Annotated in this window: 21 protein-coding genes and 1 pseudogene; 20 read left to right on the forward strand and 2 right to left on the reverse strand. The window is 62.1% G+C overall.

From position 1 onward, the window contains the following. From AC0L2U_RS27075 to AC0L2U_RS27140, 14 genes and pseudogenes are all read left to right on the forward strand, one after another. Positions 1–208 (forward strand): annotated as a pseudogene (locus AC0L2U_RS27075) (3-deoxy-8-phosphooctulonate synthase); the annotation flags it as partial. A 96-nt stretch (positions 209–304) separates the two neighbouring features. Further along, the gene (locus AC0L2U_RS27080) at positions 305–508 is read left to right on the forward strand and encodes a dodecin family protein (RefSeq protein WP_013531476.1); all 204 of its coding nucleotides are present in this window, start codon (positions 305–307) and stop codon (positions 506–508) included. An 86-nt stretch (positions 509–594) separates the two neighbouring features. Next, entirely contained in the window at positions 595–960 is a 366-nt protein-coding gene (locus AC0L2U_RS27085; protein WP_127270592.1) for a PRC-barrel domain-containing protein, read from the forward strand. Positions 961–1,334: 374 nt separating this feature from the next. Then, entirely contained in the window at positions 1,335–2,609 is a 1,275-nt protein-coding gene (gene eno / locus AC0L2U_RS27090; protein WP_127273626.1) for a phosphopyruvate hydratase, read from the forward strand. Between the two features lie 161 nt (positions 2,610–2,770). After that, positions 2,771–3,094: an FtsB family cell division protein gene (locus AC0L2U_RS27095; protein WP_127270588.1), complete on the forward strand. Its 324-nt coding sequence runs from the start codon at positions 2,771–2,773 to the stop codon at positions 3,092–3,094. Between the two features lie 193 nt (positions 3,095–3,287). Further along, complete coding sequence (gene pdhA, locus AC0L2U_RS27100) at positions 3,288–4,325, forward strand: pyruvate dehydrogenase (acetyl-transferring) E1 component subunit alpha (RefSeq protein WP_127272717.1); 1,038 nt, start codon at positions 3,288–3,290, stop codon at positions 4,323–4,325. Positions 4,326–4,340: 15 nt separating this feature from the next. Beyond that, entirely contained in the window at positions 4,341–5,741 is a 1,401-nt protein-coding gene (locus AC0L2U_RS27105) for a pyruvate dehydrogenase complex E1 component subunit beta (protein ID WP_127271464.1), read from the forward strand. A gap of 18 nt (positions 5,742–5,759) precedes the next feature. Then, positions 5,760–7,124 (forward strand): pyruvate dehydrogenase complex dihydrolipoamide acetyltransferase, encoded by a 1,365-nt coding sequence (locus AC0L2U_RS27110; protein WP_473602893.1) that lies wholly within the window; start codon positions 5,760–5,762, stop codon positions 7,122–7,124. A 13-nt stretch (positions 7,125–7,137) separates the two neighbouring features. Continuing rightward, on the forward strand, positions 7,138–7,554 hold the full coding sequence (locus AC0L2U_RS27115; RefSeq protein WP_127810317.1) for a hypothetical protein: 417 nt from the start codon (positions 7,138–7,140) through the stop codon (positions 7,552–7,554). Beyond that, positions 7,551–8,186, forward strand: a complete 636-nt coding sequence (locus tag AC0L2U_RS27120) for an SGNH/GDSL hydrolase family protein (protein ID WP_127810318.1) — start codon at positions 7,551–7,553, stop codon at positions 8,184–8,186. The genes AC0L2U_RS27115 and AC0L2U_RS27120 overlap by 4 nt, the downstream gene beginning before the upstream one ends. Positions 8,187–8,408: 222 nt before the next feature. Then, the gene (lpdA, locus tag AC0L2U_RS27125; protein WP_127397207.1) at positions 8,409–9,854 is read left to right on the forward strand and encodes a dihydrolipoyl dehydrogenase; all 1,446 of its coding nucleotides are present in this window, start codon (positions 8,409–8,411) and stop codon (positions 9,852–9,854) included. An 89-nt stretch (positions 9,855–9,943) separates the two neighbouring features. Next, positions 9,944–10,201 (forward strand): GlsB/YeaQ/YmgE family stress response membrane protein, encoded by a 258-nt coding sequence (locus tag AC0L2U_RS27130; RefSeq protein ID WP_127397206.1) that lies wholly within the window; start codon positions 9,944–9,946, stop codon positions 10,199–10,201. Positions 10,202–10,338: 137 nt separating this feature from the next. Continuing rightward, positions 10,339–11,304, forward strand: coding sequence for a lipoyl synthase (gene lipA / locus AC0L2U_RS27135; protein ID WP_127329039.1), 966 nt, complete (start codon positions 10,339–10,341; stop codon positions 11,302–11,304). Between the two features lie 12 nt (positions 11,305–11,316). Continuing rightward, on the forward strand, positions 11,317–11,775 hold the full coding sequence (locus tag AC0L2U_RS27140) for a type II toxin-antitoxin system RatA family toxin (protein ID WP_127810320.1): 459 nt from the start codon (positions 11,317–11,319) through the stop codon (positions 11,773–11,775). 104 nt (positions 11,776–11,879) lie between these two features. Here the strand turns inward: AC0L2U_RS27140 and AC0L2U_RS27145 are convergent, their stop codons facing one another. Both AC0L2U_RS27145 and AC0L2U_RS27150 read right to left on the reverse strand, forming a co-directional pair. After that, positions 11,880–12,362 (reverse strand): CinA family protein, encoded by a 483-nt coding sequence (locus AC0L2U_RS27145; RefSeq protein WP_128289423.1) that lies wholly within the window; start codon positions 12,360–12,362, stop codon positions 11,880–11,882. Next, entirely contained in the window at positions 12,359–13,588 is a 1,230-nt protein-coding gene (locus tag AC0L2U_RS27150) for a bifunctional 2-C-methyl-D-erythritol 4-phosphate cytidylyltransferase/2-C-methyl-D-erythritol 2,4-cyclodiphosphate synthase (RefSeq protein WP_127810323.1), read from the reverse strand. Before AC0L2U_RS27150 ends, AC0L2U_RS27145 begins: the two co-directional genes overlap by 4 nt. A 244-nt stretch (positions 13,589–13,832) precedes the next feature. Here AC0L2U_RS27150 and dusB point away from each other — a divergent pair, with 244 nt between their 5' ends. From dusB to AC0L2U_RS27180, 6 genes are all read left to right on the forward strand, one after another. Beyond that, complete coding sequence (dusB, locus tag AC0L2U_RS27155) at positions 13,833–14,861, forward strand: tRNA dihydrouridine synthase DusB (RefSeq protein ID WP_127810324.1); 1,029 nt, start codon at positions 13,833–13,835, stop codon at positions 14,859–14,861. Beyond that, positions 14,858–16,000, forward strand: coding sequence for a two-component system sensor histidine kinase NtrB (locus tag AC0L2U_RS27160; protein ID WP_128364429.1), 1,143 nt, complete (start codon positions 14,858–14,860; stop codon positions 15,998–16,000). The genes dusB and AC0L2U_RS27160 overlap by 4 nt, the downstream gene beginning before the upstream one ends. After that, positions 15,997–17,457 carry a nitrogen regulation protein NR(I) gene (ntrC, locus tag AC0L2U_RS27165; protein WP_292630976.1) on the forward strand — a complete coding sequence of 487 codons (1,461 nt, stop codon included), beginning with the start codon at positions 15,997–15,999 and terminating at the stop codon, positions 17,455–17,457. The genes AC0L2U_RS27160 and ntrC overlap by 4 nt, the downstream gene beginning before the upstream one ends. A 129-nt stretch (positions 17,458–17,586) precedes the next feature. Further along, entirely contained in the window at positions 17,587–19,872 is a 2,286-nt protein-coding gene (locus tag AC0L2U_RS27170; protein ID WP_473602895.1) for a sensor histidine kinase NtrY-like, read from the forward strand. Next, positions 19,862–21,223 carry a nitrogen assimilation response regulator NtrX gene (ntrX, locus tag AC0L2U_RS27175; protein ID WP_023812026.1) on the forward strand — a complete coding sequence of 454 codons (1,362 nt, stop codon included), beginning with the start codon at positions 19,862–19,864 and terminating at the stop codon, positions 21,221–21,223. The genes AC0L2U_RS27170 and ntrX overlap by 11 nt, the downstream gene beginning before the upstream one ends. A gap of 100 nt (positions 21,224–21,323) precedes the next feature. Next, a complete protein-coding gene (locus AC0L2U_RS27180; RefSeq protein WP_473602896.1) occupies positions 21,324–22,187 on the forward strand; it encodes a D-amino-acid transaminase in 864 nt (287 codons plus the stop codon). Positions 22,188–22,218 lie beyond the last annotated feature (31 nt).

The raw sequence follows: 22,218 nt of genomic DNA on the forward strand, positions 1-22,218 counted from the left end.
GGGCGGGTCCTCGGGCGGTGAACGTCGTTTTGTCGAGACGCTGGCGCGCGCGGCCGTCGCTGTTGGCGTTGCCGGCGTGTTCATCGAGACCCACCAGGATCCTGACAATTCGACCTCGTCGGATGGCCCGAACATGCTGCCGTTAAAGGACATGCCAGCCTTGCTCGAGCGGCTGATGGCATTCGACCGTATCGCCAAGGGCCTCTAAGGCCGGACGCATACCCTGCCGACCGCCGGCGCTTGTGGAAGGCACGAGCCGGCTATACGCTTGCCTTGCAACTGAGCGTTTTGGCAGGAGGAAGCCATGTCCGTCGCCCGCGTCACCGAAATCACATCGTCGTCGAAGAAGAGCTTTCAGGACGCCATCGAACAGGGAATTGCGCGCGCCTCGAAAACCCTGAAGAACGTCGAGGGCGCCTGGATCCAGGACCAGAAGATCGTCGTCCAAGACGGCAAGATTGTTGCTTATCGCGTCAATATGAAGGTTACCTTCATCCTCGCGGAGTGACCGGGCGTCGCCGAAAAAGTCGGGAACCTTCGCCCGCGCCCCTCATTGTCCAAGTATGGTTCTAAACCACAATGAGGAGCACAATCATGACAACTCAGACAGGTCACACCCAAGCCATCGCCGCCTCACGGGTCATCGGTACATCGGTCTACAATACCGAAGGCACGAGCATCGGAAGCATCGAGGATGTGATGCTCGACAAGATGACGAACGGCATCATGTTCGCGGTGATCGGTTTTGGCGGCTTCCTCGGCATTGGCGAAAAATATCACGCCATTCCGTGGGCGAGCCTCGACTATGATGAGGACAAGGGTGGCTATGTCGTGCCGTTTTCCAAGGAACAACTCAGGGCGGCGCCTGCCTATTCGATCAACGAATTGAGCGGGGCGGATGGCGAGGCGGCGCGCGACGAATCTTACAATTACTACAAGGTCACGCCTTACTGGCATTGACAGCAACGACAAAGCGGCCCCGTCGAGAGACGGGGCCGCTTTGTATTCTGGCTTATTCGCTGACGTGTAAGGGGGCCATCGCCTTCGGCGGCGACTGCTGATTGTCGCACGACGTCAGGAATGCCGCCGCGATCAGGAACAGACTCACGATACCACTCAACTGGGACATGGCGAAACTCCTCCTGTTTCGCCCCGCGCGCTGCACCTTAACCGGAAGTCAGCCGACCGTGCATGACTTATGATGACAGCGATTTGCGCTTCGTGAATCGTTCAGAGGCTGATGCCGCGGCAATAATTGCCGGCCGGCCGATTGCCTTTTGCAGCACTTTGGCTAAGACGTGCGGCATTCTTCAGATCAATCGAGGACATCGCAAATGACCGCCATCATCGACATTGTCGGGCGTGAAATCCTGGACAGCCGTGGAAATCCGACCGTCGAGGTCGATGTCATTCTCGAAGACGGCTCGATGGGCCGCGCGGCGGTGCCGTCGGGTGCTTCGACCGGCGCCCACGAGGCCGTCGAACTGCGCGACGGTGGCGCCCGCTATCTCGGCAAGGGCGTGCTCAGGGCCGTCGAAGCGGTGAACGGCGAGCTGTTCGAGGCCATCGGCGGCATGGAAGCCGAAAACCAGATCCATATCGACCAGACCATGATCGAGCTTGACGGCACGCCCAACAAGAGCCGGCTTGGCGCCAACGCCATTCTCGGTGTGTCGCTGGCGGTGGCCAAGGCGGCCGCCGATGCCGCCGGCCTGCCGCTGTACCGTTATGTCGGTGGCACCAAGGCGCATCTCCTGCCGGTACCGATGATGAACATCATCAATGGCGGCGCGCATGCCGACAACCCGATCGACTTCCAGGAATTCATGATCCTGCCGATCGGCGCGCCGACGCTGCGCGAAGGTGTCCGCTGGGGTTCGGAAATCTTCCATACGCTGCGCAAGAAACTGAAAGACGCCGGCCACAACACCAATGTCGGCGACGAGGGCGGCTTCGCCCCGAACCTGAAAAGCGCGCCGGTGGCGCTCGATTTCATCATGGAATCGATCGAGCAGGCTGGCTTCAAGCCGGGCGACGAGATCGCGCTCGGCCTCGATTGCGCCGCGACCGAGTTCTTCAAGGACGGCAACTACGTCTATGAGGGCGAGAAGAAGACGCGCGATCCCAAGGCCCAGGCCAAATACCTGGCCAAGCTTGCCGCCGACTATCCGATCATCTCGATCGAGGACGGCTTGGCCGAGGACGACTGGGAAGGCTGGAAGTACCTGACCGACCTGATCGGCAAGAAGACGCAGCTGGTCGGCGACGACCTGTTCGTCACCAATACGGCGCGGCTGCGCGACGGCATCCGCATGGGCGTTGCCAATTCGATCCTCGTCAAGGTCAACCAGATCGGCTCGCTGACGGAAACGCTCGACGCCGTAGAGACCGCGCACAAGGCCGGCTACACTGCCGTCATGTCGCACCGCTCGGGCGAAACCGAGGATTCGACCATCGCCGATCTCGCGGTTGCCACCAATTGCGGACAGATCAAGACAGGCTCGCTGTCGCGCTCCGACCGCATGGCCAAGTACAACCAGCTGATCCGCATCGAGGAAGAACTCGGCAAGCAGGCAAGCTATGCCGGCAAGTCGGTGGTCAAGGGCTGATCCAGAAACACCGGCTCATCGATACCGGACAAAAGGGCGGGAGCATTCCCGCCCTTTTTTGTTTCGACGCCGCCCAACAGGTCACCCGTAACCGTCCGTTAAGCACAATCGGGCGAAAAGACGGGGAGCCGCCTGAGTTCGTGGCCGCGAGGATTTGGATCATGTGGACGCGTCAGCACAAGCAGAGAAACACCGGCCGACTGATCATTCCCTCGCTTTGCGTGGCGTTCCTGGCCTATTTCGGCTTTCACGCCTATCACGGCGAATTCGGCATCTATTCGAAATATCAGCTGGAAGCCCAGACGGTGGCGCTGCAAGGCCAGCTCGATGTGATCAAGGCGCGCCGCATGGAACTCGAGCGCCGCGTTCGGTTGATGCATGAAGGCACGCTCGAAAAGGACATGCTCGATGAGCAGGCACGCAAGGCGCTCAATCTGTCCCAGGCTGACGAAATCACCATTATGTTGCCGACCTCGTCGAAATAACTGATTTCAAGTTAATCATCAATATTTTCAATGATTTTAATCGCTTAGGCGCATGCCAGCTATGCAAATTCAGCATGGCGCAACGCTTTGACGCGTGTTAGCCTCCCTTAAATCGGTGGGGAAGAGCTGATCTCCCCAGAGCAGATTTCATCTGCTCTAATGTCCACAAAGAGACGCCAACAGGGAGTGATGCATGGCCACCGCCGCCAGAAAAGCGCCTGCCAAATCCAAATCCGACGGCAAATCGGGGCTTTCGGCCCCCAAGCCTGCCGAATTCACCAAGGACGAAGAGCTTGCCGCTTACCGGCACATGCTGCTCATCCGTCGTTTCGAGGAAAAGGCCGGCCAGCTTTACGGCATGGGTTTCATCGGCGGCTTCTGCCACCTCTATATCGGCCAGGAAGCGGTCGTCACCGGCATGAAGATGGCACTGATCGATGGCGATCAGATGATCACCGCCTATCGCGACCACGGCCACATGCTGGCGATGGAACTGTCGCCGCGCGGCGTCATGGCCGAGTTGACCGGGCGTCGGGGCGGCCTGTCCCGGGGCAAGGGCGGCTCCATGCACATGTTCTCCAAGGAAAAGCACTTTTACGGCGGCCACGGCATCGTCGGCGCGCAGGTGTCGCTCGGCACGGGCTTGGCCTTCGCCAACCGCTACCGCGACAACAACAATGTTTCGCTGACCTATTTCGGCGACGGCGCGGCCAACCAGGGCCAGGTGTATGAAAGCTTCAACATGGCCTCGCTGTGGAAGCTGCCGGTGATCTACATCATCGAGAACAACCGCTATGCGATGGGCACCTCGGTATCGCGCTCCTCGGCGGAAACCAATTTTTCGCACCGTGGCGCCTCGTTCAAGATCCCCGGCATCCAGGTCGACGGCATGGATGTCCGCGCCGTCAAGGCCGCCGGCGACCAGGCGACCGAATGGTGCCGCGCCGGCAACGGGCCGATCATTCTCGAAATGCAGACCTACCGCTATCGCGGTCACTCGATGTCCGACCCGGCCAAATACCGCTCGAAGGAAGAAGTGCAGAAGATGCGCTCGGACCATGACCCGATCGAGCAGGTCAAGGCACGGCTGATGGAAAAGAAGTGGGCGACCGAGGACGAGCTCAAGACCATCGACAAGGAGGTCCGCGACATTGTCGCGGATGCCGCCGAATTTGCCCAGAACGACGCGGAGCCGGATCCGTCCGAGCTCTGGACCGATATCGTATTGTAACGGGAGGGCAAGGACATGCCGATCGAAATTCTCATGCCCGCTCTCTCGCCGACCATGGAAGAGGGCAATCTTTCGAAGTGGTTGAAGAACGAGGGCGACAAAGTCGTCGCCGGCGACGTCATCGCCGAGATCGAGACCGACAAGGCGACGATGGAAGTCGAAGCCGTTGACGAAGGCACGCTGGGCAAGATCCTGATCGCCGCCGGTACCGAAGGCGTCAAGGTCAACACACCGATCGCCGTGCTGCTACAGGACGGCGAAAGTGCCGGGGATATCGGCAAGGCCGCGGCGCCGGCCAAGGCGGAAGCGCCTGCAAAGGCAGAGGCTCCGGCGGCGGCAGAGGATAAGGCGGAGGCCGCAAAGCCGGCTGCGCCGGTGGCTGCTGCTCCGAAGTCGGAAATCGCGGCCGATCCGGACATTCCGGCCGGCACGGAAATGGTCTCGACCACGGTGCGCGAAGCGCTGCGCGATGCGATGGCCGAGGAAATGCGCCGCGACGGCGATGTCTTCGTCATGGGCGAGGAGGTTGCCGAATACCAGGGCGCCTACAAGATCACGCAAGGCCTGCTGCAGGAATTCGGGCCGCGGCGCGTCGTCGACACGCCGATCACCGAGCATGGCTTTGCCGGCGTTGGCGTGGGTGCGGCGATGGCCGGCCTGAAGCCGATCGTCGAGTTCATGACCTTCAACTTCGCCATGCAGGCGATCGACCAGATCATCAACTCGGCCGCCAAGACGCTCTATATGTCCGGCGGCCAGATGGGCGCGCCGATCGTGTTCCGTGGACCGAACGGTGCCGCCGCACGCGTCGCCGCTCAGCACTCGCAGTGCTATGCCGCCTGGTACAGCCACATTCCGGGCCTGAAAGTGGTGATGCCCTACACCGCCGCTGACGCCAAGGGCTTGTTGAAGGCAGCGATCCGCGATCCGAACCCGATCATCTTCCTCGAGAATGAAATCCTCTACGGTCAGTCCTTCGACGTGCCGAAGCTGGACGATTTCGTGTTGCCGATCGGCAAGGCGCGCATCCATAAATCAGGCAAGGACGTCACCATCGTCTCCTTCGGCATCGGCATGACCTATGCGGTCAAGGCTGAAGCGGAACTGCGTGGCCTTGGCATCGATGCCGAGATCATCGACTTGCGCACGATCCGGCCGCTCGATCTCGACACCATCATCGCCTCGGTCAAGAAGACCAACCGCCTGGTGGTGGTGGAGGAAGGTTATCCGCAGAACTCGGTCGGCGACCATATCGCCAACCAGGTGTCGCAGCGCGCCTTCGACTTTCTGGACGCGCCGGTCATCACCATCGCCGGCAAGGATGTGCCAATGCCTTATGCGGCGAACCTCGAGAAGCTGGCGTTGCCGAATGTCGGCGAAGTCATCGAGGCGGTCAAAGCCGTCACGTATCGCTGAACCGGGCGGGAGGACAAAATGCCAATCAACATCACCATGCCGGCCCTGTCGCCCACGATGGAAGAGGGCAATCTGTCCAAGTGGCTCGTCAAGGAAGGCGACAAGGTTTCGCCGGGCGATGTGATTGCCGAGATCGAGACCGACAAGGCGACGATGGAAGTCGAGGCTGTCGATGAGGGCACGGTTGCCAAGCTCGTCGTTCCCGCCGGCACCGAAGGCGTCAAGGTCAATGCGCTGATCGCCGTGCTCGCCGGAGAGGGCGAGGATGCGGGCGCTGCCGCGAAAAGCGGCGATACTGCCGCACCAGCCAAAGCCGAGACGCCGAAAGCGGAGGCTCCCAAGGCTGACGCACCGAAGGCTGAGACACCCAAGGCCGAACCGGTCGCGACCGCATCCAAGGCAGATGCGGCTCCGGTTGCCAACGGCCATGCGGCTGGCGAGCGCACCTTCGCGTCGCCGCTTGCACGCCGCATCGCGAAGGAGGCCGGTGTCGATGTGTCTGCCGTGACTGGCACCGGCCCACATGGTCGGGTGGTGAAGTCGGATGTCGACGCGGCGATTGCCGGTGGAGGTGCCCAGGCGGCGCCTGCCGCCAAGGCTCCTGCTGGCGCTCCTGCGCCTGCGGTAAAGGCGATGTCGGATGATCAGGTCCTGAAACTGTTCGAACAGGGCTCCTACGACCTCGTCCCGCATGACAATATGCGCAAGACCATTGCGCGGCGCCTGGTCGAGGCCAAGTCCACCATCCCGCATTTCTACCTGACGCTCGATTGCGAACTCGATGCGCTGCTGGCGCTGCGCACGCAGATCAATGCGGCTGCCCCGGTGAAGAAGACTGACAAGGGCGACGCTCCGGCCTACAAGCTGTCGGTCAACGATATGGTCATCAAGGCGATGGCCATGGCGCTGAAGGCGGTGCCGGATGCCAATGCCTCATGGACCGAAAGCGCCATGGTCAAGCACAAGCATGCCGATGTCGGCGTTGCCGTGTCGATCCCCGGTGGCCTGATCACGCCGATTATCCGCAAGGCCGACGAAAAGACGCTGTCCACCATCTCCAACGAGATGAAGGACCTGGCCAGCCGTGCGCGCGGCCGCAAGCTGAAGCCGGAAGAGTATCAGGGCGGCACCACGGCGGTGTCCAACCTCGGCATGTTCGGCATCAAGGATTTTGCTGCGGTCATCAACCCGCCGCATGCGACCATCCTGGCGGTCGGCGCCGGCGAGGAGCGGGCGGTGGTCAAGAATGGCGAGATCAAGATCGCCACCGTGATGTCGGTGACGCTGTCGACCGATCACCGCGCCGTCGACGGCGCGCTTGGGGCTGAACTGCTGGTCGCCTTCAAGCGGCTGATCGAGAACCCGATGGGCATGCTGGTCTAGGACGGAGAGGGCGGTGCGGATCTTCTTCACCTCCCTCATGGCGTTTTTCCTGTCAGGATTGGCAGGCGGCCTGGTTGCTCAACAGCTGGCGGTCGCAACCCATGCGCAGGAAGAATACATTCTGGTGTTCATGACGTCGGTGCTTGTCACCATTGTTGCAACGATCGTGTTTTTCATCGCGCAGCTTTTTTCGAACGCACCGACGATCATCAACTGGCTGGCCCTCTGCGCAATTCTCCTGTTCGTGCTGATCGGGCTCGGCCTGATCGGTTGGACGTTCTCTCAACCGATCGGCAAGCGCCAGTGGGGAGGCGACCTGCCAATCATCGCCGGCCTGGTTTTGCCGAACCTGGCCACTGTGCTGGTTCACTGGCTGTTCGTGCGCTGGCGGTTGAGGCGCGGCTCGATTAACGCACAGGTGGGCGCATGAAGACGGTTCTTTGCTACGGCGACTCGCTAACCTGGGGCTACAATGCCGAAGGTGGCCGCCATGCGCTGGAAGACCGCTGGCCGAGCGTGCTGCAGGCAGCGTTAGGCGCCGGCGTGCAAGTGATTGCCGATGGCCTCAACGGCCGCACCACGGCCTTCGACGATCATCTGGCCGGTGCGGACCGCAACGGTGCAAAACTGCTGCCAACCGTCCTGACGACCCATGCGCCGATCGACCTGATTGCCATCATGCTCGGCGCCAACGACATGAAGCCGTGGATCCACGGCAATCCCGTCGCGGCCAAGCAGGGCATTCAGCGGCTGATCGACATCGTGCGCGGTCACGACTATCCGTTCGACTGGCCCGCGCCGCAGATACTGATCGTCTCGCCGCCTGTCGTCAGCCGCACCGAAAATGCCGACTTCAAGGAAATGTTCGCCGGTGGCGATGACGCCTCGAAGTTTTTGGCACCGCAATATGCCGCGCTCGCCGACGAAGCCGGCTGTGGCTTCTTCGACGCCGGCAGCGTGGCGCAAACCACCCCTCTCGACGGCGTCCATCTCGACGCCGAAAACACGCGAAACATCGGCAAGGCGCTGGCGCCGCTGGTGCGTGTGATGTTAGCGACATGATAGTCGATGCATTTCTGATCATCGGCATCTGGTTGGCTGTGCATTGGCAAGGCCGCCGAAGTCGGCTTCTTGCAGGCTACGCGCTTCTAGGGCTCTGGGTTTCCGATGCCCTTTCGGTATTGATGCATGAGCCCGCTTTCAGGCCTCCAATGCTGAAGCAAGAGCCATGGTCGATACCAAAACCTTCTTTCGGTGAAGCCTCGCTTCAATAAGGACCATAAAATGTCTGAATCCTACGACGTCATCATCATCGGCTCCGGCCCTGGCGGCTATGTCACCGCGGTGCGTTCCGCGCAACTCGGCTTCAAGACGGCGATCGTCGAGCGCGAGCATCTCGGCGGCATTTGCCTTAACTGGGGCTGCATCCCGACCAAGGCGCTGCTGCGTTCGGCCGAGATCATGCACTATTCGGATCACCTGAAGGATTACGGGTTGAAGCTCGACGGCAAAGTCAGCGTCGATACAGCGGCCGTGGTCGATCGCTCGCGAAAGGTCTCGCTGCGGTTGAATGGCGGCGTTGCCTTCCTGATGAAGAAGAACAAGGTCGACGTCATCTGGGGCGAGGCCAAGCTTTCGAAGCCGGGCGAAATCGTCGTGTCCAAGACGGCCAAGAAGCCGATGGAGCCGCAGCCGCCGGTGCCGAAAGGCGTCAAGGGCGAGGGCACCTACACCGCCAAGCACATCATCCTGGCGACCGGCGCGCGACCACGCGCGCTGCCCGGCATCGAGCCGGACGGAAAGCTGATCTGGACCTATTTCGAGGCCATGGTGCCGAAGGAGATGCCGAAGTCGCTGCTGGTCATGGGATCAGGCGCCATCGGCATCGAATTCGCCTCCTTCTACCGGACCATGGGCGCCGAGGTGACGGTGGTCGAGCTGCTGCCGGCGGTGATGCCGGTCGAGGATGCCGAAGTCTCGAAATTCGCGCAGAAGCAGTTCGAGAAGCAAGGCATGAAGATCATCCTCGAAGCCAAGGTGACCAAGGTCGAGAAGGGTCCCAATTCGGTCACGGCGCATGTCGAGATGAAGGACGGCAAGGTCGAGAAGATCACCGCCGATCGCATGATCTCGGCCGTCGGCGTCCAGGGCAACATCGAGGGCCTCAGGCTTGAGGCGCTAGGCGTGAAGACCGAGCGCGGCTGCATCGTCATCGACGGCTACGGCAAGACCAATGTGCCGGGCATCTACGCCATCGGCGATGTCGCCGGCCCGCCGATGCTCGCCCACAAGGCCGAACATGAGGGGGTCGTGTGCATCGAGAAGATCGCTGATTTTCCTGGCGTGCATGCCACCGACAAGCTGAAGATTCCGGGCTGCACCTACTGCAATCCGCAGGTCGCCTCGGTTGGCCTGACGGAAGCCAAGGCCAAGGCCGAGGGCAAGGACATCCGCGTCGGGCGCTTCCAGTTCGCCGCCAATGGCAAGGCCATTGCGCTCGGCGAGGATCAGGGTTTCATCAAGACCATCTTCGACAAGAAGACCGGTCAATTGCTCGGCGCCCACATGGTCGGTGCCGAAGTGACCGAACTGATCCAGGGCTTTGTCGTGGCGATGAACCTGGAGACGACCGAGGAAGAGCTGATGCACACCATCTTCCCGCACCCGACGCTGTCGGAGATGATGAAGGAAAGCGTGCTCGACGCCTATGGCCGCGCGCTCAACGCCTGATAGATTGAAAGCGCTGCTACAGATGGAACCCGGCGGCAAGGTACTTCGTTTGCGGATGCGTTTTCACGCATCACACAAGGAGAAGGCATATGCACCTGAATGGCGTCGGCTGGATAGCAGCCATCATCATCGGCGGCCTGGCAGGCTGGCTCGCCGAAATGTTCATGAAGAGCGACACCGGCATCTTCATGAACATCGTTATGGGCATCGTCGGCGCGGTCGTGCTGAACGCCATTCTGCAGGCTCTCAATTTTGGCCCGTTCGGCGTCGGCTGGATTGCCTATCTCATCACCGGCTTTATCGGTGCCTGCCTGCTGATCTGGGCCGGGCGTCTTGTGCGCCGTTAGCATCACTGAAGAGGCCCCATGCGAAAAAGGCTGTTGCGGCATGCGCCGCGGCGGCCTTTTTCTTTGCGTTGAAAAGTCCTAGATGACGTTATGACAGCGAACGCCTGACTGGCGTCGCGAATGAACCAGGTTTCCCGATGGTCACTGTCCTCGATACGATCGCCAACGCCCCGCGCTTGCGGCATCCGGAAAAGGCGCACAAGCCTGATCAGGATGTGCTGCGCAAGCCCGACTGGATCCGCGTCAAGGCGCCGGTGTCGAAGGGCTATGCCGAAACGCGCGAAATCGTCAAATCGCACAAGCTGGTGACGGTCTGCGAAGAGGCCGGCTGCCCCAACATCGGCGAATGCTGGGAAAAGAAGCACGCCACCTTCATGATCATGGGCGAGATCTGCACCCGCGCCTGCGCCTTCTGCAACGTCGCCACGGGCATTCCAACCGCGCTTGACCCGGATGAGCCGGCCCGTGTCGCGCATGCGGTCAAGCAGATGGGCCTTACCCATGTCGTCATCACCTCGGTCGACCGCGACGATCTCGCCGATGGCGGTGCGCAGCATTTCGCCGAAGTCATTCGCGCCATCCGGGCGGCAACGCCGCTGACGACGATCGAAATCCTGACGCCCGACTTCCTGCGCAAGGACGGCGCGCTGGAGGTCGTCGTGGCCGCCAAGCCCGACGTCTTCAACCACAATCTCGAAACCGTACCGTCGAACTATCTGACGGTTCGTCCGGGCGCCCGCTATTTCCATTCGATCCGGCTGTTGCAGCGGGTCAAGGAGCTTGATCCGTCGATCTTCACCAAGTCCGGCATCATGGTGGGGCTGGGCGAAGAACGGAATGAAATCCTGCAGCTGATGGACGATCTGCGGTCCGCCAATGTCGACTTCATGACCATCGGCCAGTACCTGCAGCCGTCGAAGAAGCACCATCCGGTGATCCGCTTCGTCACTCCGGAGGAGTTTAAATCTTTCGAGACGATCGGCCGGACCAAGGGTTTCCTGCTGGTGGCGTCCAGCCCGCTGACGCGTTCGTCGCATCACGCCGGCGACGATTTCGCCAAGCTGCGTGCGGCACGGGAAGCGATTCTCAAGAAAACAGCTTAACCCGCTGGTTTCATGCCAAAATTCGAAGCCACCCGACGCGTATCCCATACACCCGAGCAGATGTTCGCGCTGGTCGCCGATGTTGAATCCTATCCGCAATTCCTGCCGCTTTGCGAAGCGCTGACGGTTCGCTCGCGCAAGGAGCGTGACGGGCGCACGGTTCTGCTTGCCGACATGAGCATCGGCTACAAGGCGATCCGCGAAACCTTCACGACGCAGGTGCTGCTGAAGCCCGCCGAGAACACCATCGAGGTGAAGTACATCGACGGGCCGTTCAAATATTTGAGCAACGTCTGGCGTTTCGAAGCGGACGGCGTCGGGTGCACCGTCCGCTTCTTCATCGACTACGAGTTCAAGAGCCGTATTCTGGGCGCGGTCATGGGGACCATGTTCGATCGCGCCTTCCGCATGTTCGCCGAAGCCTTTGAGAAGCGCGCCGACGTCATCTACGGTGCAGCACCCCGGGTCTAGAGCAGTTCACCGTTTCACGGAAACGGCGACCCGCTCTAACTCCTTGTTTTTACGCAATTCCGGACGGAAAAGCGTTTCACACTTTTCCTGGAATTGCTCTAAGGTTAGCCGAGCGCAAGCAGGCCCAGCTCCAGCGCTTGCCGGACCGTTTCGCGACGAATGAAATCGCGGCCTTTGTCTGCAAAGAGCTGGTGCTCGGCGACAATCGGTCGGCCGTCCAGCGCAACCCCGAACCAGACCAGGCCGACCGGTTTTTCCGCCGAACCGCCGCCAGGCCCAGCGATCCCGGTGACCGCCAGGGTCAGCCCGGCGCGCGAACGGGCAAGCGCGCCTGCCGCCATTTCAATTGCAGTCTCGCCTGAAACCGCGCCATGCGCCTCGAGCGTGGCGGTGGAAACACCGAGCATGTCCATCTTGGCTTCGTTGGAATAGGTGATGAAGCCACGATCGATCACGGCGGACGAGCCGGCGATGTCAGTCAACGCGGCGATGATCATGCCGCCGGTGCAGCTTTCCGCCGTTGCTAGCATAATGCCGCGTCTCTGGCAGGCTTGCAGCAGGGCATTTGCCAGCTCGTTGTGGGTCATTCCGGCACCTCGCCGGGAAACACCACGCTGGCGGTGGCGATCGCCGCAATGCCTTCCTCACGCCCGACAAAGCCGAGCTTCTCATTGGTTGTGGCCTTGATCGAGATGCGATCCGGCGTAATTGCCAGCATCTGCGAAAGGGCTGCGGTCATGGCCTCGCGATGCGGGCCGACGCGCGGCGCTTCGCAGATCAGCGTGATGTCGGCATTGGCGATGCGGCCGCCGCGCGCGCGGACCAGTTTCGCCGCATGCTCGACGAATATGCGCGACGCAGCGCCTTTCCACTGCGGGTCGGATGGCGGAAAATGCGTGCCGATGTCGCCGGCGCCGCAAGTCGCCAGCAGCGCATCGGTCAAGGCGTGCAGACCGACATCGGCGTCGGAATGGCCGGACAGCTTCTTGTCGTGCGCTATGGCGACGCCACACAAAGTGACATGGTCTCCCGGTTCGAAGGCGTGGACGTCGTAGCCATTGCCGGTACGGATGTCGGGAAAGCGCACGCGTTCGCCGGAAAGCCGCTGGTCCGCCATCGCAATATCCCGTGCCCAGGTGAGTTTGACATTGTCCGGCGAGCCCGGAACGATCTTGACCGGAATATGCGCCCATTCGGCGATCGCGGCATCGTCGGTAAAATCCATTTTTCCCAGATGATGGGCTTTCTCGTGCGCGGCAAGAATGGGCCAGAACGGAAAGCCCTGTGGCGTTTGCGCCGCGTGAAGCCCGCTGCGCGATACGGTTTCGCCAACCACGCCGGAGGCCGATTCGCGCTTCAGCGTGTCGGCGACGGGCAAAGCGGGCAACGCGCCCTCGCGCTCGCCGATGGCGGCGATGGTGCGATCTATCAGGTCCGCATCGACAAACGGACGCACGGCGTCATGGATCAGGACCTGCGCCGGCGCCTGGCCTCTAAGGGCAAGCAGGCCGAGCCGAACGGATTCCTGCCTCGTCGCCCCGCCCATGATGGCGATGACGCGCTCGGCATTGGCGCCCGCCGCCTGCCGGAACAGCTCATGGTCATCGGCATGAATGGCGACGACGATCTCGCTGGTCCGCGGGTGGGCCAGAAAAATGTCCAGCGTGTGTGCAATGACGGCAAAGCCGCCAATGTGTTGATATTGCTTCGGTCCGTTGGCCTGTCCGGCGCGCGCACCACGGCCGGCCGCAACGATCACCACCGCGACCTTGCCATCCGCACCCGAAACGTGATTTTCACTTGCGTCAGTCATGCCTGTTTGGTCCTAGCGCACGATCCCGAAAAGTGTAATCGGTTTTCGGAAAGATCGTGCGCTAAGTATGAAATTCCAAAGCGTCTTTTGCGCGTCCTCAGGGACGCGCGGCGCTTTGGTCGCGGCCAAAGCCGAAGGCCGGCATTTTCCCAATTGCGCCTTAATGTGGCGTCATTCCGCGTTGCACATTGCGCCGGTTCTGGCTAGAGAATGTGCAACGAATGAAGATGCTTGGTTTTTGTGCATGGTTAACTTGACCAAATTGGCCGCGCCGCTCGATGTCGGGGGCGTGAGAATCCGCAATCGCGTGTTCCTCGCACCGATGTCGGGGATTACGGACGAGCCGTTCCGGCAGCGTGCCCACGCGCATGGAGCGGGCCTGGTCGTATCCGAAATGGTTGCCAGCGGCGAGCTCGCCAAGGGCAGGGCCGGTTTCAACCTGCGCATACGCCACTCCGGCCTGCCCGTCCATATGGTTCAGCTGGCAGGCCGTGAGGCGATGCACATGGCCGAAGGTGCCAGAATCGCCGCCGGTGAGGGCGCCGACATCATCGACATCAACATGGGATGCCCGGCCAAGAAGGTTACCGGCGGTTATGCGGGTTCGGCATTGATGCTGGATCTCGACCACGCACTGTCGCTGATCGACGCCGTTGTCGGCGCGGTCGAGGTGCCGGTGACGGTCAAGATGCGGCTTGGCTGGGACGAAGGCGCGCTCAATGCGCCGATGCTCGCGCGCCGCGCCGAGCAGGCCGGTGTCAGCATGGTGACCGTGCACGGCCGCACGCGCTGCCAGTTCTACCAGGGCAAGGCCGACTGGCGCGCCATCGCCCGCGTCAAGGAAGCCGTGTCCATCCCGGTCGTCGCCAATGGTGACGTCTCTTCGCCGGCGGAAGCGGCCGACATTCTCGATCAATCGGGTGCCGACGCCGTGATGATCGGCCGTGCCCATTATGGCGCGCCCTGGATCGCAGGCGGCATTGCGGCCGCAGCGACCGGCGAGGCGACGCCAAACATGCCACGGGACTCGACGGCGGTCGCCGACTACATCGTGGCCCACTATGAGGACATGCTGGCGCTCTACGGCGCCGAAAGCGGCCTGCGCCAGGCGCGCAAACACCTTGGCTGGTATCTCGACCGGCATGCCGGCGGCGTCGCCGACGACAGCCGAAAGGCCATACTGACCGCATTCGAGCCCGCGCGCGTCATTGCCTTGCTGCGCGATGTGTTTTCGCGCGATCCGCAACCCTTGAACCTGCGGAGCGCCGCATGAACGCCGCCGCTGACCAAGGCGCTGAAATGGCGGATGCCGCCCAGATCGTGCTCAACACCATCCGTCGCCCGGTGATCATGATCAGCGAGGAAGGTTTCATCACCTATGCCAACGCCGACGCGGAAGATTTCTTTCGCTCGAGTGCAAACATGCTCGCCCGCAACACGCTGTCAAAACTCATTCCCTTCGGCAGCCCGCTGCTGACGCTGGTCGATCAGGTGCGCGAGCGTCGGGCTCCGGTCAACGAGTATCGGGTCGACGTGTCGTCGCCGCGTCTCGGCATCGAAAAGGTCGTCGATCTCTACGTCGCGCCGGTGCCGGAATATCCGGGCTCCGTCGTGGTGATGTTCCAGGAACGGTCGATGGCCGACAAGATCGACCGGCAGATGACGCATCGGGGTGCCGCACGTTCGGTGACCGGTCTGGCGGCAATGCTTGCCCATGAGATCAAGAACCCGCTCTCCGGCATCCGCGGCGCTGCCCAGCTTCTCGAACTGTCGGCTTCCGACGAAGACCGCGCGCTGACGCGGCTGATCACCGACGAGACGGACCGCATCGTATCGCTGGTCGATCGCATGGAGGTGTTTTCCGACGAGCGGCCGATCGATCGCTATCCCGTCAATATCCATGTCGTGCTCGACCATGTGAAGGCGATTGCCAAGAATGGTTTTGCCAAGAAAATCAAGATAATGGAGGATTATGATCCTTCATTGCCTCCGGTGTTTGCCAACCGCGATCAACTCATCCAGGTGTTCCTCAACCTGGTCAAGAACGCTGCCGAGGCGATCGGCAGCGACCCGCAAGGCGAGATCGTGCTGTCGACCGCCTTCCGGCCGGGCATCCGTGTTTCCGTTCCGGGCACGCAGGACCGCGTGTCGCTGCCGCTGGAATTCTGCGTGCGCGACAATGGCTCCGGCGTCTCCGAAGACATCCTGCCGATCCTGTTCGACCCGTTCATCACCACCAAGCCGAACGGCTCCGGGTTGGGTCTTGCCCTGGTCGCCAAGATCGTCGGCGAGCATGGCGGCATCATCGAATGCGAATCGACGCCGCGCGGCACCACATTCCGCATCCTGATGCCGGCCTGGAAAGAAGCGCCAAACGGCGCCGATGATGACGGCGAAGGAGACCTCAAATGACCGTTCGCGGCAATATTCTCGTCGCCGACGACGACGCGGCGATCCGCACCGTCCTCAACCAGGCGCTTTCACGCGCCGGTCATGAGGTGCGCGTCACCTCCAACGCTTCGACGCTTTGGCGCTGGGTGGCGGCGGGCGAGGGCGATCTGGTCATCACCGATGTGGTGATGCCGGACGAAAACGCCTTCGACATGCTGCCGCGCATCAAGAAGGCGAGGCCGGAGCTGCCGGTTATCGTCATGAGCGCCCAGAACACATTCATGACGGCGATCCGCGCCTCCGAAACCGGCGCTTACGAATATCTGCCCAAGCCCTTCGACCTGACCGAACTGCTCAACATCGTCAACCGGGCGCTTTCCGAGCCGCGCCGGCCGAAGATCGATACGCGGCCGGAAGAGCAGCCCGATGCAATGCCGCTGGTCGGCCGCTCGGCGGCCATGCAGGACATCTACCGCATGCTGGCGCGCATGATGCAGACCGACCTGACGGTGATGATCTCGGGCGAATCCGGCACCGGCAAGGAGCTGGTGGCGCGCGCGCTGCATGAATATGGCCGCCGCCGCGGCGGCCCCTTCGTCGCCATCAATATGGCGGCGATCCCGCGTGACCTGATCGAATCGGAACTGTTCGGTCACGAGAAGGGTGCCTTCACCGGCGCGCAGAACCGCTCGACCGGCCGCTTCGAGCAGGCCGAAGGCGGCACGCTGTTCCTCGATGAAATCGGCGACATGCCGATGGAGGCGCAGACGCGCCTGCTGCGCGTGCTGCAGCAGGGCGAGTACACCACGGTCGGCGGACGCACGCCGATCAAGACCGACGTGCGCATCGTCGCTGCCACCAACAAGGATCTGCGCACGCTGATCAACCAGGGGCTCTTCCGCGAGGATCTTTTCTATCGCCTCAACGTCGTGCCGCTCCGGCTGCCGGCGCTGCGTGAGCGCTCCGAGGATGTGCCGGACCTCGTCCGCCATTTCTTCAAGCTCGGCGAAATGGAAGGCCTGCAGACCAAGCGCATTTCTTCCGGCGGCATCGAGTTGATGAAGCGCTATCCGTGGCCGGGCAATGTGCGCGAACTGGAAAACCTGGTTCGCAGGCTCGCCGCGCTCTATTCGCAGGACGAGATTTCCGCCGAGATCATCGAGGCGGAGCTCAAGACCGGCGAACGTCCGGTGGTGCCGGGTGGCGGCAATCTGATCCCCGACGATTTGTCGATCGGGCAGGCGGTCGAGCACTTCCTGCAGCGCTATTTCGCTTCCTTTGCCGGCGAATTGCCGCCGGCGGGGCTTTATCAGCGCATCCTGTCCGAGGTCGAGTTTCCGCTCGTCCTGGCCTCGATGACGGCAACGCGCGGCAACCAGATCAAGGCTGCGGAACTGCTGGGCTTGAACCGCAACACGCTGCGCAAGAAGATCCGCGAGCTCGGCGTCAACGTCTACAAATCATCGCGGCAGGGCTGAGCCTTGATCTGAGCCCGCGCTCTTTTCAGGGGATCGGCTCGCGAAAGATTTCCGTCTCGGTCACACTTGTTGCATAATCGCCACAATGCGTTGCATACATCCGACGCAATCATGGCTCTAGACGGCGACATGGCTCCGCAGGCACCGACAACAAACCAACCGCTCTTCAGCGAACCCGGCGCTCGTGACGGGCGCCGGCTGCTTGCGCTGCCGGGTGTGATCGCGGTCGTCGGCGCGCTGATGACGGCTGCGATCTCGTTCACCATCCTCGTCGGCGCCACGCCGATCACACCGAACGAGTCGACGACGCTGGCGTTGATTGCCCTCAACGCGGCTTTCGTCCTGTTTCTTATCGCGCTGGTCGGGCGTGAGGTGCACCGCATCCTGATGGCGCGCCGGCATGGTAAGGCCGCTTCGCGGCTGCATGTGCGCATTGTCGCCATGTTCGCCCTGGTTGCCGCCATTCCCGCCATCATGGTGGCCATCATTGCCTCGATCACGCTCGACATCGGCCTTGACCGCTGGTTCGAGATCCGCACCAAGACGATCGTCAATTCGTCCCTCTCGATCGCCGACGCCTATGTCCAGGAAAATGCCCGCAACCTCCAGGGCACGACATTGTCCATGGCCTATGATCTCGATGCGTCGCGCACGCTCTACGGCCTTGATCGTACCGGCTTTCTCGACTTGATGAACAAGGAAGCCGTGGGCCGTTCGCTGGCCCATGCGGCGCTGATCAAGCCGGACGGCTCTTTCGTCATGAGCGCCAAGACCGATACGGAGTTCGCCATGCCCGAGCCGCCGGAAGGCGCGGTGGCCAGCGCTGCCGACGGCAAGCCGGTGCTGATCGAACCGAAAACGCGCAACATCATGGGCGCCATCGTCAAGCTGCGGGAGATCGAAGGACTCTACCTCTACACCATTCGGCTCGTCGATCCCGAAGTGATCAAGGCACGGCAGATCGTCAGGGCCAACACCGACGAATATCGGGGGCTGGAAGATAACCGCCGTACCTCGCAGGTGGCCTTCGCGCTGCCCTATCTGTCGCTGACGCTCATCATCATCCTGTCCGCGATCTGGACCGGCATTGCGGTCGCCGACCGTCTGGTGCGGCCTATTCGCCAGCTCATCGGCGCCGCCGACGAGGTGGCGACCGGCAATCTCGACGTCGCGGTTCCCGTCAGGCCTTCGGACGGCGATGTCGCCTCGCTCGGCGATACCTTCAACAAGATGCTTCTCGAACTGAAATCGCAGCGCAATGAGATCCTGTCGGCCAAGGACCTGATCGACGAACGGCGCCGCTTCTCGGAAGCCGTGCTTGCCGGCGTTACCGCCGGCGTCATCGGCGTCGATCCTTACGGCATCGTCACCATCGTCAACCGCTCGGCCGAGGCGATGCTGGCGATTTCGGCCAGCGCAGCCCTTGGGCAGAATCTTTCCGCCGTGCTGCCGCATGTCGGCCGCGTCTTCGAGATCGGTCGCAAGTCCGGCAAACCCGTCTATCGCGAGCAGGTGACCTTTTACCGCGCCGGTGCCGAGCGGACCTTCAACGTGCAGATCACCATCGAGGCCGGCGACGACGGCTCGGAGGAAAAATCCTATGTCGTGACGGTCGACGACATCACCGACCTGGTTCAGGCGCAGCGCTCGTCGGCCTGGGCGGATGTGGCGCGGCGTATCGCCCACGAGATCAAGAACCCGCTGACGCCGATCCAGCTCTCGGCCGAACGCATCAAGCGCCGTTACGGCAAGGTGATTACCGAGGACCGCGAGGTTTTCGACCAATGCACCGACACCATCATCCGTCAGGTTGAGGATATCGGCCGTATGGTGGACGAATTCTCGGCGTTCGCGCGCATGCCAAAGCCTGAGATGAAGGCGATAGATCTGCGCGAATCGCTGCGTGAGGCCTCGTTCCTGGTCGAGGTCAGCCGCGCCGACATCACCTTCGAGCGGATATTCGGCACGGAGCCGCTCAAGGGCACTTTCGACAGCCGCCTGATGGCGCAGGCTTTCGGCAATGTGATCAAGAACGCCGCCGAGGCCATCGACGGATTGGAACAGAAGGACGGTTCGCACGGCATAATCCGGATTCAAGCCGGGCGCCAGAATGGTGCGATTCGAATCGACGTCATCGACAATGGCAAAGGCCTGCCGCGCGAGAATCGCCAACGGCTGCTCGAGCCCTACATGACCACACGCGAGAAGGGCACCGGACTTGGCCTCGCTATCGTCAAGAAGATCGTGGAGGACCATGGCGGCAGGCTGGAACTACACGATGCTCCAGCGGACTTCCACGATGGGCGCGGCGCGATGATCAGCATCATCCTGCCGCCTGCGGCCGCAACGGCTCCGCGCGGCGAAAGCAGGGCGGAAAACGAAAGAGAAACTGAAAAGGTCGGTAATGGCGTCTGATATTCTCATCGTCGATGACGAGGAAGACATCCGTGAACTCGTCGCGGGCATACTGAGCGACGAAGGTCACGAAACCCGCACGGCATTCGATGCCGACAGCGCGCTCGCTGCTATAGCTGATCGCGCGCCGCGGCTGATTTTCCTCGATATCTGGCTGCAGGGCTCGCGCCTGGACGGGCTGGCGCTGCTCGACGAGATCAAGACCATGCATCCGACCTTGCCGGTGGTGATGATTTCCGGCCACGGCAACATCGAAACGGCGGTCTCCGCCATCCGTCGCGGCGCCTATGACTTCATCGAAAAACCGTTCAAGGCCGACAGGCTGATCCTCATTGCCGAGCGTGCGCTCGAGACTTCGAAATTGCGGCGCGAGGTTTCCGACCTCAAGCTGCGCAGCGGCGAAACCTTCGATCTGATCGGCATGTCGTCGGCGATGAGCCAGTTGCGCCAGACCATCGAACGCGTCGCGCCGACCAACAGCCGCGTGATGATCATCGGACCGTCGGGCTCGGGCAAGGAACTGGCCGCGCGCGCCATCCACACGCTGTCGGCGCGCAAGAGCGCACCTTTCGTGACGCTGAGCGCCGCCAACATCACGCCCGAGCGCATGGAAATCGAGCTGTTCGGTACCGAATCGAATGGCGTCGAGCGCAAGGTCGGCGCGCTGGAGGAGGCCCATCGCGGTATCCTCTACATCGACGAGGTGGCCGACATGCCGCGCGAGACGCAGAACAAGATCCTGCGCGTGCTGGTCGAGCAGCAGTTCGAGCGGGTAGGGGGAACCAAGCGGGTCAAGGTCGATGTCCGCATCATCTCCTCGACCTCGCAGAACCTCGAAGCGATGATTGCCGACGGGCGTTTCCGCGAGGATCTTTACCATCGCCTCGCGGTGGTTCCGGTCATCGTGCCGGGATTGGCCGAGCGGCGCGAGGATATTCCCTACCTCGTCGACAATTTCATGAAGCAGATCGCCCGCCAGGCCGGCATCAAGCCGCGCCGCATCGGCGACGATGCGCTGGCCGTGCTGCAGGCGCATAACTGGCCGGGCAACGTTCGCCAGCTGCGCAACAATGTCGAGCGCCTGATGATCCTTGCGCGCGGCGACGACGTCGATGCGCCGATCACCGCCGATCTGTTGCCGGCCGAGATCGGCGATGTCATGCCGCGCACGCCGAATCAATCCGACCAGCACATCATGGCGCTGCCGTTGCGCGAAGCGCGTGAGCAGTTCGAGAAGGACTACCTGATCGCCCAGATCAATCGATTCGGCGGCAACATCTCGAAGACCGCCGAGTTCATCGGCATGGAACGCTCCGCTCTGCATCGCAAGCTGAAGTCGCTGGGCGTGTGAGCGCGACATATCCAGCCGCCGCGCTGGGCCAAGCATTTGCCGGTTACGGCAACGGCGGAATCGCATAAGAAAAGCCCGATAATTTCTTCAGGGGTTGCCCATGCCGCGCATTGCTTATGTCAACGGGCGCTACGTCGCTCACGCGGACGCTGCCGTGCATATCGAGGATCGCGGCTATCAGTTCGCCGACGGTGTTTATGAGGTCTGCGAGGTGGCGCGTGGCTTCATCGTAGACATGCCGCGCCATCTGGCGCGGCTGAACCGCTCGCTGACCGAATTGTCGATCGCCTGGCCAGTCACCTCTCACGTGCTGCCGCTTATCCTGCGCGAGGTGGTCAACCGCAACCATGTCGCCAACGGCCTGGTCTATGTCCAGGTGACGCGCGGCGTCGCCAGCCGCGATTTTGTCTTCCCTTCCGCAGACACCAAGCCGGCCCTGGTGGTGACCGCCAGGAAGGCCGACCCCGCAGCCGGAGCAAAGCGAGCCGAGACCGGCATCGCGGTCATCACCGTGCCGGAGAACCGCTGGGACCGCGTCGACATCAAGACCGTCGGGCTGCTGCCCAATGTATTGGCCAAGCAGAAGGCAAAGGAGGCCGGTGCGCAGGAAGCCTGGTTCGTCGACGCCGAAGGCAACGTAAAAGAAGGCGGCTCGTCCAATGCCTGGATCGTCACTCGGGACGGCGTCCTGGTCACCAGGCCGGCCGAGCACGGCATCCTGCGCGGCATCACCCGCACGACCATGTTCGAAGTGGCGGCCAAGCTCGGCCTGAAGATCGACGAGCGCGGCTTTTCCGTCGCCGAGGCCAAGGCGGCACGCGAGGCGTTCATCAGCTCCGCAACGACACTCGCCATGCCGGTGGTGGCTATCGACGGCGATACGGTCGCCAATGGGCACCCCGGCTCAATAACACTTTCCTTGCGGCAGGCCTTTTTTGACATTGCGGAAAAAAGTCCAGCCTGATAACCGCACAGGTGGAATGAACATCAATATA

It is taken from the genome of Mesorhizobium sp. WSM4808 (assembly GCF_055811675.1).

Excerpts from the sequence above, each read along its gene's own strand:
- AC0L2U_RS27145 (WP_128289423.1), bottom strand. The coding sequence starts at position 12,362 with ATGACCCACAACGAGCTGGCAAATGCCCTGCTGCAAGCCTGCCAGAGA.
- pdhA (WP_127272717.1), top strand. The coding sequence starts at position 3,288 with ATGGCCACCGCCGCCAGAAAAGCGCCTGCCAAATCCAAATCCGACGGC.
- AC0L2U_RS27140 (WP_127810320.1), top strand. The coding sequence starts at position 11,317 with ATGCCAAAATTCGAAGCCACCCGACGCGTATCCCATACACCCGAGCAG.
- AC0L2U_RS27110 (WP_473602893.1), top strand. The coding sequence starts at position 5,760 with ATGCCAATCAACATCACCATGCCGGCCCTGTCGCCCACGATGGAAGAG.
- AC0L2U_RS27170 (WP_473602895.1), top strand. The coding sequence starts at position 17,587 with ATGGCTCCGCAGGCACCGACAACAAACCAACCGCTCTTCAGCGAACCC.
- AC0L2U_RS27130 (WP_127397206.1), top strand. The coding sequence starts at position 9,944 with ATGCACCTGAATGGCGTCGGCTGGATAGCAGCCATCATCATCGGCGGC.
- AC0L2U_RS27085 (WP_127270592.1), top strand. The coding sequence starts at position 595 with ATGACAACTCAGACAGGTCACACCCAAGCCATCGCCGCCTCACGGGTC.
- AC0L2U_RS27120 (WP_127810318.1), top strand. The coding sequence starts at position 7,551 with ATGAAGACGGTTCTTTGCTACGGCGACTCGCTAACCTGGGGCTACAAT.
- AC0L2U_RS27160 (WP_128364429.1), top strand. The coding sequence starts at position 14,858 with ATGAACGCCGCCGCTGACCAAGGCGCTGAAATGGCGGATGCCGCCCAG.
- ntrC (WP_292630976.1), top strand. The coding sequence starts at position 15,997 with ATGACCGTTCGCGGCAATATTCTCGTCGCCGACGACGACGCGGCGATC.
- AC0L2U_RS27105 (WP_127271464.1), top strand. The coding sequence starts at position 4,341 with ATGCCGATCGAAATTCTCATGCCCGCTCTCTCGCCGACCATGGAAGAG.
- lpdA (WP_127397207.1), top strand. The coding sequence starts at position 8,409 with ATGTCTGAATCCTACGACGTCATCATCATCGGCTCCGGCCCTGGCGGC.
- dusB (WP_127810324.1), top strand. The coding sequence starts at position 13,833 with ATGGTTAACTTGACCAAATTGGCCGCGCCGCTCGATGTCGGGGGCGTG.
- lipA (WP_127329039.1), top strand. The coding sequence starts at position 10,339 with ATGGTCACTGTCCTCGATACGATCGCCAACGCCCCGCGCTTGCGGCAT.
- AC0L2U_RS27080 (WP_013531476.1), top strand. The coding sequence starts at position 305 with ATGTCCGTCGCCCGCGTCACCGAAATCACATCGTCGTCGAAGAAGAGC.
- ntrX (WP_023812026.1), top strand. The coding sequence starts at position 19,862 with ATGGCGTCTGATATTCTCATCGTCGATGACGAGGAAGACATCCGTGAA.
- AC0L2U_RS27095 (WP_127270588.1), top strand. The coding sequence starts at position 2,771 with ATGTGGACGCGTCAGCACAAGCAGAGAAACACCGGCCGACTGATCATT.
- AC0L2U_RS27150 (WP_127810323.1), bottom strand. The coding sequence starts at position 13,588 with ATGACTGACGCAAGTGAAAATCACGTTTCGGGTGCGGATGGCAAGGTC.
- eno (WP_127273626.1), top strand. The coding sequence starts at position 1,335 with ATGACCGCCATCATCGACATTGTCGGGCGTGAAATCCTGGACAGCCGT.
- AC0L2U_RS27180 (WP_473602896.1), top strand. The coding sequence starts at position 21,324 with ATGCCGCGCATTGCTTATGTCAACGGGCGCTACGTCGCTCACGCGGAC.